The following is a 12119-nucleotide window of genomic DNA, read 5'->3' as shown; positions in this document are numbered from 1 at the left end:
TCCGTTCTTGTTTCCGAAGTGTTCGAGGCGTCCAGCCGTGGTCATTTGTAATTTTAAGACGTTTCATGTCCTTTCCGCTCCTTTTGTATAGAAATATTTAGGAGCAGTATAGCCATGAAAAAATGTGTTCAGACAGAAGTCATGGTTTTAAGGTGCATGTATATAGATTCCATTAAAAACAAGTTACGAGTGGTATAAGGATACCTTGGTTTACCTTTTAGAGATGGTAATAAATATAATGAAATTTGCTCATCTACAGCCAACAATATAATAAATTTATTGGTTTATAGCTCACGTTTCGCATCCAGACCATCCCAAGATAAAGGATTTTTTATTTACTTTTCAAAAATAATTTCCGGCCCAACACGATAAGCGATGGCAATCCTTTTTTTACCATCGCTCTTCGTTCCTTATCGCGTTTAGACGTAAATCCCTTCGTCCATCCCGAGTCCCTGCAGGATCCTTCGCTGTTCGTACGTCAGTGGTTTACCCAATGATCGCTGTGTTGCCCATCAGGCAGCTCCAGTACCACCACTTTGACGTACGCAAACAACTGGAAGATCGCCTGGCCGGTCGGACGAGTCAGTTTGCGCCCCCCAGCGCCCTTTAATGGACGCTCAGGAGTAACGAACTGGCGAACCCGCCGTTGAAAGACGCGGTAAATGGCCAACGCGAGAAGAAACAGATAGCCTAATACTGCCACGCGTTCCGGCTTTTTCACATAAATTTCATCCGTAAAGAATGGATCTTTTAAGAAAGAGAAATTCATTTCCACCGAAATTTGTCCTTTGTACAGTGCCAAGATTTCTTTTCCGTCCATGAGCCGGCCGTTCCATTCCTTCGGCACCGTGGTGACGAGGACGAAACGGGAGGCTCTTCGCCGGGCCTTTTCCCATGCCTCTTGATCGAATCCCGCGTCTAGACGGATCGTGTAAAGCGTTTCTGTCTCCGGCTCGACACCTTTTTTCGGGCGTCCACGGCGTTTTTTCGGACGAACCGTTTCTTCGATGACGGCTTGAACCCGATGAAACTCCAAACGCAGGGACTTCTGGAAAGAGGACAAGGCCTTTTCAGCATCCTCCCGGCAGGAAAACGGATGGCGGGACCAGCGTTCTTGTTCGTTTTGAAGAAGCTCCGCTTCTTTCATCCGTTTCTTTTGGAAGGTGCGTTCTTTTCGTTGGTCTAAGGCCTCTGATTCGACGACGATCAAACGAACCGGGTCACCGTGATAAGAGGCGGAAGTCTCCCACACCCGGTAAGACGTCCCTTTCTTTTCGGCCAAGGAGAAGGGCTCGCTCCAGACAGCCTGATCGGAGTCGGCCTGGGCCAGCGTTTCCTTCACGATTCGGAGCGAATTCGGCCCCCGGGTAATCACCAACGCCTGGGCGGCCTTGGCCTCGCGCAGGGTATCGGCCGTCATCGCGGCGGAATCCGCAACATACACCCACTCCCCCTCGATCTTCGCTCGCTGGAGTTGTTCATGAACGCGGGAAAGAACCGATGGATTCCATGTTTTATCGGACAGGTTGCCATCGTGCACATCGGCGTAGAGGGGGAGCCCCTCTTCATTGCCGACCAGTCCGAATTGGATTTGTTTCTCGGTAGAGCGGCCATCCCGACTGTAGCCGTAGGTGATGTTCAATGTCTTCGAAGAGGCGGATTCATACGCCCCGTAAAGAGAAAAGCTGGTCGTATCCGCATGGAACACCCGAAGAGGGATGCGTTCTTTTTGGTAAATTTGAAGCAAGCACTCCGACACAATGGAATGGATCCCCGCATCATAGAGGCGTTCCAAATGGCGGGCTATCGCATCATCGTTGAACTGCGAAGGCTGAACGCCTTCACGAATCAACTTCGGGAGATCAATTTCATGCGCCCACCCTTCCAGATGAACTAGAGCTTGCCGGCCGCTAAAAATATCCAGCAACAACAGGAGGACGATATCGCTCGGCCGGGTTTGGCATTGGGGATCGACCGGAACCATCCGGTCAATCAGCTGAGGGAGGCCGAGCTGTTTGGTGATGGCACTGATTATATTAAGATAAGAACTTTCGATGTTAGACGACTATTCGCAATCCCCAGCAATCTTTCCCTAACCTCTTCTTTATCCATCGACTCAAATTGTTCCATAAAATCGTGAAGAATCTCTTCCTCCACCGCTGTTGCCTTCCCCACAAATATCTTCGGAAACACCTGCTCCGGATGCACTTCGTTCTCGTTAAGCAGTTCCTCGAACATCTTCTCCCCAGGACGAATACCTGTAAATTCGATACCGATTTCTTCAACGGTGTATCCGGATAGTTTGATCAAGTTTTTTGCAAGGTCGACGATTTTGACTGGTTCGCCCATATCAAGCACAAAAATTTCCCCGCCTTTGGCGAGCGCGCCGGCTTGGATGACGAGCCGGGATGCTTCGGGAATCGTCATAAAGTAGCGCGTCATGTCAGGATGAGTGACCGTCACAGGACCTCCTGCTTGGATTTGCTTTTTAAATAGCGGAATGACGCTACCACGGCTTCCGAGTACATTGCCGAATCGAACTGCGACAAATTTCGTATTGCTTTGTTTATCCAACTGTTGAATGAGCATTTCCGCAAACCGTTTTGTTGCACCCATAACATTTGTTGGATTAACCGCTTTATCTGTTGATACGAGGACAAACGTTTCAACGCCAAACGTATCGGCCGCTTCAGCGACATTTTTTGTGCCGAAAATGTTGTTTTTCACCGCTTCTTTCGGATTGTATTCCATCAATGGCACATGCTTATGCGCTGCCGCATGGTAAACGACATGCGGACGGTGTTGTTCCATTACTTCAAACATACGCTCACGGTCTTGAATATCGCCGATGACTGGAACAATGTCGATTTGGTCTTTATATTGATTGCGCAGTTCCATGTCGATTTGATAAATGCTGTTTTCGCCATGTCCAAGTAAAATGATTTTTTTCGGGTGAAAGCGACATACTTGCCGGCAAATTTCCGACCCGATCGAGCCACCGGCGCCGGTGACAAGAATGACTTTCCCCTTGATGTATTCCGAAATGCTTTCCGTATCAAGTTCAATAGGGTCACGCCCCAGTAAATCTTCTACTTGCACATCACGAAATTGATTAACGGATACTTTACCTGTTACAATGTCTTCTAACTTTGGCACAGTCTGTGTTTTGGCAACTGTTTTTGCACACTCGCTAAAAATACGGTTTAATTCCGATTTTTTGAGTGATGGAATTGCAATAATAATGTGATCAATCCGTTGTGCTTTGACAACATATGCAATATCGTTCGTTGTGCCTAAAACTGGAATTCCAAGAATGTGTAACTTTTGTTTTGTTCGATCGTCATCGATAAATGCAATAGGACAAAGGTCGGACTCACGACTTGTTAATAATTGTCGCGCAACCATAGTGCCAGCAGCTCCTGCTCCGATAATAAGTGTTCGTTTTTTTCCTTTTTTTTGATTCATATATCGATCGCGATATATGCGCCAAACGAAGCGAGAGCCTCCTAAAAGCAACATATGGATCATCCATGTGATCATCAATGCGCGAACGTACATGTCTTCGTATATTGCCCACTGTACGAAAGCGGTGATGATGATGGAAAATGTGACTGTTTTTGCGATTGCTATTAATTCACCAATGCTCGCATATTCCCACACTTTATGATACAAACGGTAATGAAAAGCAAATATATGATGGTTAAATAATAATGTCACCGCAGACAATAAAAGTGATGGGTATTTAAAAATTTCAATGTGTGGGTGAAGCGTAAATAAACTGATGTAAATGGCTGATAAGACGATTGCTGAGTCTAACAGCATTAAAAGCGTTAATCGTGTTCGATAAGCCAATGTCATATCTCCCTTCCAAATGTAAAATAAGGGACAAAAAAAACCATAAGCATCGCGCTTATGACTGTTGATGTTGTTGAATGATCCGCTCCATGAATTTTAATAAGTCATCCTTAATCTCTTCGTTTTGCAACCCAAACTCAATCGTCGTTTGAATAAACCCAAGCTTCTCCCCAACGTCGTAGCGTTTTCCTTCAAACTCATAAGCAAAGACGCGTTGAATTTCATTTAACTTTTGAATCGCATCAGTCAGTTGAATTTCGCCGCCGGCGCCGGTTTCTTGTTTTTCAAGAAACATGAAAATTTCTGGCGTTAATATGTAGCGACCCATAATCGCTAAGTTCGATGGGGCGGTGCCTGGTGCTGGTTTTTCGACGAATTGGCGCACTTGGTAGCGTCGTCCTTTTTTGTCGATCGGGTCGATAATGCCGTATCGGTGCGTTTCGTCGTCAGCGACTTGTTTGACGCCGATGACGGAGCTTCTCGTTTGTTCAAATTCGTTCATCAGTTGTTTTAAACACGGTGTTTCGGCTTGGACGATGTCGTCGCCTAACAGGACGGCAAATGGTTCATCGCCAATAAATTTACGGGCGCACCAAACGGCGTGGCCTAGTCCTTTTGGTTCTTTTTGACGAATGTAATGAATGTCGACTTTGGACGGTTCTTTTACTTTTTCTAGTAGGTCATGTTTATTGTTTTTTAACAACGTTTGTTCAAGTTCGAATGCGTGATCGAAATGGTCTTCGATGGCGCGCTTTCCTTTTCCTGTGACGATAATAATGTCTTCAATACCGGATTCGATCGCTTCTTCGACGATATATTGAATCGTCGGCTTGTCGACAATCGGAAGCATTTCTTTTGGCATCGCTTTTGTCGCAGGTAAAAAGCGCGTGCCAAGCCCAGCAGCTGGGATAATCGCTTTTCTTACCGTTTTCACATACATCCCTCACTTCCTAAACTGTACACCCACGTATATGCTATATATGCATAACATATACGTCGATGTACAAAAAAATAGCTCCCATGGGGAGTTAGTTTGGTAGACGTGTTTTTAAATTTAAAATTTCTTTTTCATGTTCAATCATTTTATCAAATATGACATCAGATCTACGTTGCAAATAAGCAACCGTCACATCCATTGATTTTTTTATGCTTGTCAAATCATTTATGACTAGTGCCTGGTTGTTTTTTGATATGCGTAGCTCTTCAAGAATCTTTTCTTGCGTCCGTTCCATATTTCCAAGTGATTGTTTCATATCGACCATATCATTTTCTAGCTTGTGTTGACCTGCTTGTAATTGTGCGACGTCTTGTTGTAATGCTTGTTGACCTGCTTGTAATTGTGCGACGTCTTGTTGTAACGCTTGTTGACCTGCTTGTAATTGTGCAACATCTTGTTGTAATGCCTGCTGACCTGCTTGTAACTGTGCGACATCTTGTTGTAATGCTTGTTGACCCGCTTGCAGTTGTGCGACGTCTTGTTGTAATGCTTGTTGACCTGCTTGTAACTGTGCGACGTCTTGTTGTAACGCTTGTTGGCCTGCTTGTAACTGTGCGACGTCTTGTTGAATTTGAACAACTGTGCTTTCTAATGCTCGCTGACCTACTTGTAGCTCTGTTACATCTTGCTGGATTTGAGCAACACTCTTTTCTAGTGCTTTTTGACCGCGTTGTAACTCTTGTTGCGTTTGTTCAACACGTTCTAATCGCTCATGAACAGGCTGTAGTTCTTCCTTCAATACAGAGCGAAACAAAGCTTTTAATTCTTGGCTCATTTGTATCTCTCCTTTACCATTTCTCTCATTATAACACGGCAAAAAAGAGACATAAATAAAAAACAAGGTTAGCATTGGGCATCTAACCCGTCCTCACACCGCACCATCGACGACAGGCGTCTAAGGTGGCAGGACCGTCATCGTCCCCACCCACAGCACGGCCGAGTGCCTCCGTTGATAACGGTAAGGAGACATCACCGAAAAGTGTAACCGAGCGTCTACATCAGAAAAAGAAAGCTGATATCGACACGTTCGAAACCAGCACTACATCATTACCACATGGTATGTATAAAAAAACTATCAAACTTAGAAAATACCTAAAAACTTTTTCTTTTTGATTCGCTCTGGCGCATCTTTATACAATGTGTCGTTTGCGACAAGCAGCTGTGCGTTCTCTTGAAACACATATACAGCTTGCGAGCCGAATTGCTTTTGAATGACGTCGTATGCTTCACGTAAATGAAAGGCGCGCGTTGTTGTGTTATGCGCATCAGATGCGATGAGGTGAGCCAAATTCGCTTCAATCATTTGCAGTGAAAACTTTTTAATATTTTTCCCAAACTTTCCTGCGATACTAGCAGCTGTGAGCTGAGCTAGTGCCCCTTTTTTCACAAGATCGTATAGCTTATTCGGGTTTTCGATCAGCTCGCTATTTCGTTCAGGGTGCGCAATAATCGGAACGAGTCCTTGCAGCTGCATGTCAAAAATGAGTTGCTCCGTATAGCGCGGAACGTGGTTGCTCGGAAGCTCCACAAGCACATATTTCGTTTCCGCAAGCGGCAAAATATCGCCATCGTGATAATGCTCGATAAGCTCCCCATGAATGCGCACTTCTTGCCCTGGTAAAACTGTGAGGGGAATGTGATTCGTGCGCAACGCCTCGTTTAATATATACACATGTTGTATAATCGACTGTTTATCATTGTCAAACGTTCCGTTGCGGTGATGAGGGGTTGCGATGATTGTCGTAATCCCCTCTGCAACCGCTGCTTTCGCCATGGCGATCGCATCATCGAGCGTCTTTGCTCCGTCGTCAACCGACGGTAAAATATGACTATGAATATCAATCATGCGAACCCCTCTTTCCCTTTTTATATCGGCCAAAAATCAATGGATTTCATCATCTTTCGACAACTAGATCCACGCAATTTATAGTAGCATAGGAAAATAGAAGGAGACAATAGGAATTTTTGTCGAATGTTGTCTATTTGTTACCATAGTAGTAATAATAGCTACTTTCTTTTTGCTTCTTTTGGTTTAATACAACACCGAGAAGCTTTCCTTTCGCAGCCAAAAGTAGTTCTTTCGCCTTTTGTGCTGCTTCAATTTCCGTTTTACCGCTTTGGACGACAAGAATCGTTCCATCGCATTGGTTCGCTAAAATTTGGGCATCCGTCACGGCTAACACAGGCGGTGTATCAAAAAGAACAACATCAAACTGATCATATGCTTCCGCTAATAGTTCTTCCATTGCGGCTGAGCCGAGCAATTCAGCTGGATTTGGTGGAATCGGACCGCTCGTTAACACAAATAAGTTTTCCACATCCGTTTCTTTCATCGCTGTTTGAAGCGTCGCCTGTTTCGTTAATACGTTCGTGACACCGACGTAGTTGTCTTTACGAAACGTATAATGAACCGTCGGTTTACGTAAGTCCGCATCAATTAAAAGCACTTTTTTTCCTTGTTGGGCAAAAACGACGGCTAAGTTGGCAACCGTTGTTGATTTTCCTTCTGCAGGGGCAGAGGAGGTGACCATAATCGAGCGCAATGGACGATCAGCGACTGAAAATTGAATGTTTGTTCGAATCGTCCGATATTGTTCAGAAATTGGCGATTTCGGGTTTGTTTTTGTAATGAGTGAGCGCATCGTCCGCTCAAATACTTGCTTTTTCTTTTTAAGAACCAACCGTCTCACCTCTTACTTGCTTTTTCGCTTGTAATGCTTTTGCTTCTTTTCCTTCTTCATCAATTGTTGTGACAGCTCCTAGCACAGGTAGCTCAAGCAACTTCTCGACGTCCTGTTCGTTTTTAATCGTGTTATCTAAATATTCAAGTAAAAATGCTAAACCGACACCTGTCATCATACCGACAACGAAAGCGATCGCCATATTGAGTAGCGGCTTTGGTTTCACCGGAACCGGCTGTTCTTTTACTTCTGCCTTCGCTAAAATGTTGACGTTATCAACGTTCATAATTTTCACGATCTCACGCTGAAACACGTTTGCAACGGTATTAGCAATATCAGCCGCCATATACGGATCGGGATCTTCGACTGTTACGTTCACGACTTGCGAGTCTTTTTCACTTGTGACGTTAATTTTTTCATTGAGCTCTTCAATCGGCATATTTAAATCGAGTTCTTCTTTGACGATATCTAAAATGGCTGGGCTTTTCATAATGACGTTATACGTATTAATGAGCTGCAAATTCGTTTGAATTTCGCTAATATTGTAAATCGGCTGTTCGTTTTTCGCTTGGTTGACGAGCAGTTGCGTCGATGCTTGATAAATCGGTGTTAACACAAAGTAGCTAACGATACCGCTTGTCATCGTTGCGATGACGGTAATCGCTACAATAAGCCACGCACGTTTGCGTAACGTTTGAAATAATTCTCGTAAACTAATCGTCTCTTCCATGGCTTCCTCCTATGAAACATATATTTTCGACAAAAACGTTCACTAGCTTCATTATACCGACAAACAATTCCGTTTTTCTACCCTTTTTGTAAAGTTATTTCCACGAAAAAGAAAACCGACAGAGCCATGTTCTGCCGGTTAATGAATGATTTCTTCTTCTGTTTCTTCTTGTGCAATGATTTGTTTCGCCTGTGCAATAATATTGTTCATTTCCGCAACGGTATAATCGCGATCCGGCAGCGGACGGTCATATGCTTGGTAGTATAAAATTTCTGCCAGCTTTCGTTGCTTTTCACTCGCTCGTTTCGTTAACTTTTCTTTTTTTTTAACTCTTGTTGTAGACGTTCGATATGGTATTTTGCTTCTAATCGACAGCCGTAAGGGAAATCGTCAATGCCGAGCCGTTCAACGAGGCGATTAATTTCTGCGATTTGATCGTCTGTTGGAGGTTCGTTGACGAGCTGGTCGATAATTTCGTTAATACGTTCAGCAAGTTGTTCATGAAAGTGTGGGTTTGCTTTCATCGTATCATCTAATTCGTTAAACCATGCCGCTTCATTGTATAAATAATGACGCCATTGTTCCATGAACGTTGCAGCATCGTATTTTGTTTCGTCCCAGCCGATTGTTGCCATGTATCGTTCAAACACTTTTTTAATCGAGAGCGTGATGTTCATTTTCATGCGATGAGGAAGCTGTTTTAACATATACAAAAACCCTCCATATAATAATCGTCAACCGTTAATGTATCATAAAAAAACGGGTATTGACAAAGTTTTTTTATAACTTTGCTAGCTGTTATAGGAAGTATAGCAATAAAAAAACGCAAGAGGAAATCTCTTGCGCTTACTCGTCCGTATTGTCTGCATCGTTCATATCTTCTGCATCTTCCACAGCGTCTTCTTCATCTGGCACAGCATCGTTTTCATCGTCGCCGACGCCTTCATTTGTATCTTCGCCTGGTTGCATTTCTTCTTGATTGTTCATATCGTTATCGGTATCGTCGTTATTGCAACCGGTGACGACCATGATGGCGATGAGCGCGCTAAGTAGTTTGAGTAGCCACTTTGCTTTCATCGTTCGTCTCCTTTCTGTCTTATATGTAATCACCTATAACATGCCCAGAAAGGAGACGATTATGCATTATTTTTCACCGAGCGCAAACATCATTTCTGTTTCGCATACGAGTTCGCCATCAACGGTGGCGATGCCTTTCCCTTTGCCGATCGCACCTTTAAAGCGAATCATTTCGACTTCTAACCGTAATTGATCGCCCGGCTTTACTTGCTTTTTAAATCGGCAGTTATCAATGCCGGTGAAAAAGGCGAGGCGACCGCGGTTTTCTTCTTTCATTAACATCGCGACCGCCCCTACTTGCGCTAGCGCTTCGACAATCAATACACCTGGCATGACCGGATATTCAGGAAAATGACCGACGAAAAATTGTTCGTTGGCGCTCACGTTTTTGATGCCGACGGCGCGTTTTCCTTCTTCCACTTCAACAATGCGATCAACGAGTAAAAACGGATAGCGATGTGGAATAATTTGTTGAATTTGTTGAATATCAAGCATACGAATTCCTCCTTTATAAAAAAACGGAAGGATCTCCCTTCCGCCTTTTTTTCAATGTATCATGTTTTTTAGTGGTCTGTCCACTACTGTTTTTCGATTAAATCGACAATATGTTGCCACGTCGCTGGCTTTAACGCATCCCATGCGTTTCCTTCGCCAATCACACCGTAGCCGACCATCGCTCCGATCATCCCACTTAACAGAACGAGAACGAACACAATGACAAGACGAAGCCAAATCGGAACGAGGCGACGGCGCGGACGGCGAAGCGAGCGTTTTTGTTGTTTTTCTTCCATACAATTTCCCTCTCTACGAACGAATGCCGTTAATTAGCCCCATCATTTGATCCGATAGCGTAATCGCACGAGCGTTAAGCTGATATGACCGTTGCGTAATCATCAGTTCACTCATTTCTGTCGCTAGCTCCACGTTTGATTGTTCTAGGGCGTATTGTTGTAATGAAATGGCGTTGCGATTATTGCCAGCTAAGTTGATTGTTGCGTCTTCCACATTGAGCCCATTTGGAAAAGCAAAACGGTTGTCACCGAGCGCCTGCATGAGTTGCGGACGGGTGGTATATGATACCCCGATGTTTACCGTCTGCATGATGTCTCCGTTTGGCGCAATGAATTGCATCGTGCCGTTTTGAGTGACTTGAATGTCTTTAAAACCATCGCGGACAGTAATCGGCTCATCGTTTTCATTTAGCACCGCGTAACCATCAGCTGTTACAACCATAAGTTCGTCTGGATTGTTTGCGGATGGGCTAAGGTAAAACGCACCATCGCGCGTATATTGAATCGCCCCATCAACAAAAATGCGGAAAAATTGCCCTTCTTTCGTCAAAGCGAGATCAAGCGGACGATCTGTTTTTACGACCGAACCTTGTTTCATTTGCATATAGGTGGACGCGACTTTTGCGCCGACACCGAGGCGGACACCTGCTGGCGTCAGACGAGGCGCTTCGTCTGTTTTTGGCAAGTTCGTAAACTGTTGGGCGAGCAATTCACCAAATACGGCATCGCGTTTTTTAAACCCGGTCGTATTGACGTTGGCGATATTATGGCTAATGACGTCTAGTTGTTGTTGTAGTTGATTCATTGTATTGGCGGCAGTAATCATTGACCGAAGCATCGTCATCCCCCTACCTTAAGCGGCCGATTTCGTTTGCCGCTTTGTCCATGCTTTTATCATATGCTTGTAAAATTTTTTGGTTTGCTTCAAACGCTCGGTAAGCTGAAAGCATATCTGTCATCGCACGAGACAAATCGACGTTTGAACGTTCCATATGTTGTTGCCGAATCGTATACGTTTCAGCAGGCGGAAGTTCTTGTTCGGCTCGAAATAAACCGTTTCCTTCTTTCATAAGCGTTTGCACATTTTCGGCATAAGCGATGCGAAGGCGAGCGATTTGTTCACCGTTCTTTGTGATCGTTCCATCTTCAAGCACAGTAAACTGTTCATCGCCCACTTGAATACGGTTGCCTGTTTCATCGAGCACGTACAAGCCGTCTGTCGTCGTTAAAAAACCGTCGGCATCGATCGTAAAATGACCGTTTCGTGTGTAGCGCACGTCGCCGGCTTCATTTTGTACTGTAAAAAACGATGTGCCTGTCCCATCGACGATCGCCATGTCGGTGTTGTTGCCCGTTTCGCGTATGTCGCCTTGGGCGAAGTTTGGGACAAGTTCTTGCACGTACACACCTGTCGATAGCGGGCCAATGTACGCCCGATCACGCCACGTTAGTTTTTTTTCTATCGGAATCGTTGTTTTTTGAATGCGGTGCATCAACATTTCTGGAAAAGCTCGCAACGATGCTTGATCAGCTTTGTAGCCCGGCGTATTCGCATTTGCGATATTGTTCGTCATCATCTCGATGCGGCGTTGTTGTGAAAGCATGCCTGAGGCTGCTGTATATAGTCCGCGAAACATCACTCTTCCGTTACAGAAAACTTACAAGACTGTTTCCTTCCTTGTTCATCGCGCCCGATTTCGCGAAACGCTACTCTCGTTTCTTTGGCGCTCCGAAGGCTTCACTTCCCCACTAACGGATGGGTACATGTTGTGCTTTACTTGGCATAGTTTTTTAAGTTGATGCTTGCGTTGAGGTCACGATCCATTTCTATCCCGCAAGCTTCACAGTGATACGTCCGTTCGGATAAAGAAAGCTTCTCTTTTACATGACCGCAACAGCTGCACATTTTGCTTGACGGATAAAACCGATCCGCCACGATCAACTCGATCCCATGCCATGCACATTTGTACGTCATTTGCCGCTTGAAC

General features: G+C 44.6%; 13 protein-coding genes and 1 pseudogene. All 14 read right to left on the bottom strand.

The window, feature by feature from the left end; translation table 11 throughout:
* Positions 1-419: 419 nt before the first annotated feature.
* Positions 420-2056: pseudogene (locus BO219_RS13145) on the bottom strand (IS1634 family transposase).
* Positions 2032-3852 (bottom strand): polysaccharide biosynthesis protein, encoded by a 1821-nt coding sequence (locus BO219_RS13140; RefSeq protein ID WP_077429857.1) that lies wholly within the window; start codon positions 3850-3852, stop codon positions 2032-2034. The pseudogene BO219_RS13145 and the gene BO219_RS13140 overlap by 25 nt, the downstream one beginning before the upstream one ends.
* Positions 3853-3910: 58 nt before the next feature.
* The gene (gene galU / locus BO219_RS13135; protein WP_077429860.1) at positions 3911-4789 is read right to left on the bottom strand and encodes a UTP--glucose-1-phosphate uridylyltransferase GalU; all 879 of its coding nucleotides are present in this window, start codon (positions 4787-4789) and stop codon (positions 3911-3913) included.
* A 94-nt stretch (positions 4790-4883) separates the two neighbouring features.
* Positions 4884-5627, bottom strand: a complete 744-nt coding sequence (locus BO219_RS13130; RefSeq protein WP_077429856.1) for a hypothetical protein — start codon at positions 5625-5627, stop codon at positions 4884-4886.
* Between the two features lie 306 nt (positions 5628-5933).
* The gene (locus BO219_RS13125) at positions 5934-6698 is read right to left on the bottom strand and encodes a tyrosine-protein phosphatase (RefSeq protein WP_077429855.1); all 765 of its coding nucleotides are present in this window, start codon (positions 6696-6698) and stop codon (positions 5934-5936) included.
* A 133-nt stretch (positions 6699-6831) separates the two neighbouring features.
* On the bottom strand, positions 6832-7494 hold the full coding sequence (locus tag BO219_RS13120) for a CpsD/CapB family tyrosine-protein kinase (RefSeq protein WP_077429859.1): 663 nt from the start codon (positions 7492-7494) through the stop codon (positions 6832-6834).
* A gap of 28 nt (positions 7495-7522) precedes the next feature.
* Positions 7523-8263 (bottom strand): YveK family protein, encoded by a 741-nt coding sequence (locus tag BO219_RS13115; RefSeq protein ID WP_077429854.1) that lies wholly within the window; start codon positions 8261-8263, stop codon positions 7523-7525.
* A 308-nt stretch (positions 8264-8571) separates the two neighbouring features.
* Positions 8572-8970: a hypothetical protein gene (locus BO219_RS13110; RefSeq protein WP_077429853.1), complete on the bottom strand. Its 399-nt coding sequence runs from the start codon at positions 8968-8970 to the stop codon at positions 8572-8574.
* 139 nt (positions 8971-9109) lie between these two features.
* Positions 9110-9340, bottom strand: coding sequence for a hypothetical protein (locus tag BO219_RS13105; protein ID WP_006319939.1), 231 nt, complete (start codon positions 9338-9340; stop codon positions 9110-9112).
* Between the two features lie 66 nt (positions 9341-9406).
* Complete coding sequence (gene fabZ, locus BO219_RS13100; RefSeq protein ID WP_012576163.1) at positions 9407-9835, bottom strand: 3-hydroxyacyl-ACP dehydratase FabZ; 429 nt, start codon at positions 9833-9835, stop codon at positions 9407-9409.
* 83 nt (positions 9836-9918) lie between these two features.
* Positions 9919-10131, bottom strand: coding sequence for a DNA-directed RNA polymerase subunit beta (locus BO219_RS13095; protein WP_012576164.1), 213 nt, complete (start codon positions 10129-10131; stop codon positions 9919-9921).
* A gap of 13 nt (positions 10132-10144) precedes the next feature.
* Complete coding sequence (locus BO219_RS13090; protein WP_077429852.1) at positions 10145-10969, bottom strand: flagellar hook-basal body protein; 825 nt, start codon at positions 10967-10969, stop codon at positions 10145-10147.
* A gap of 10 nt (positions 10970-10979) precedes the next feature.
* Positions 10980-11768: a flagellar basal-body rod protein FlgF gene (flgF, locus tag BO219_RS13085; RefSeq protein WP_077429851.1), complete on the bottom strand. Its 789-nt coding sequence runs from the start codon at positions 11766-11768 to the stop codon at positions 10980-10982.
* Positions 11769-11905: 137 nt separating this feature from the next.
* Positions 11906-12119: zinc ribbon domain-containing protein (locus BO219_RS13080; protein WP_143271302.1), on the bottom strand; the 214-nt coding region annotated here is incomplete at its 5' end.

This window comes from Anoxybacillus kestanbolensis, from assembly GCF_001996285.1.
In the GTDB taxonomy this organism is placed as follows: domain Bacteria; phylum Bacillota; class Bacilli; order Bacillales; family Anoxybacillaceae; genus Anoxybacillus; species Anoxybacillus kestanbolensis_A.
The sequence above is the reverse complement of the archived record's forward strand: the minus strand, read 5'-3'. Positions and strand labels throughout refer to the sequence as shown.

Bases quoted from the DNA above. Each gene is read 5' to 3' on its own strand.
- flgF (WP_077429851.1), bottom strand. From the start codon at position 11,768: ATGTTTCGCGGACTATATACAGCAGCCTCAGGCATGCTTTCACAACAA.
- BO219_RS13115 (WP_077429854.1), bottom strand. From the start codon at position 8,263: ATGGAAGAGACGATTAGTTTACGAGAATTATTTCAAACGTTACGCAAA.
- BO219_RS13130 (WP_077429856.1), bottom strand. From the start codon at position 5,627: ATGAGCCAAGAATTAAAAGCTTTGTTTCGCTCTGTATTGAAGGAAGAA.
- BO219_RS13105 (WP_006319939.1), bottom strand. From the start codon at position 9,340: ATGAAAGCAAAGTGGCTACTCAAACTACTTAGCGCGCTCATCGCCATC.
- BO219_RS13125 (WP_077429855.1), bottom strand. From the start codon at position 6,698: ATGATTGATATTCATAGTCATATTTTACCGTCGGTTGACGACGGAGCA.
- BO219_RS13110 (WP_077429853.1), bottom strand. From the start codon at position 8,970: ATGTTAAAACAGCTTCCTCATCGCATGAAAATGAACATCACGCTCTCG.
- BO219_RS13095 (WP_012576164.1), bottom strand. From the start codon at position 10,131: ATGGAAGAAAAACAACAAAAACGCTCGCTTCGCCGTCCGCGCCGTCGC.
- BO219_RS13090 (WP_077429852.1), bottom strand. From the start codon at position 10,969: ATGCTTCGGTCAATGATTACTGCCGCCAATACAATGAATCAACTACAA.
- BO219_RS13120 (WP_077429859.1), bottom strand. From the start codon at position 7,494: ATGCGCTCACTCATTACAAAAACAAACCCGAAATCGCCAATTTCTGAA.
- fabZ (WP_012576163.1), bottom strand. From the start codon at position 9,835: ATGCTTGATATTCAACAAATTCAACAAATTATTCCACATCGCTATCCG.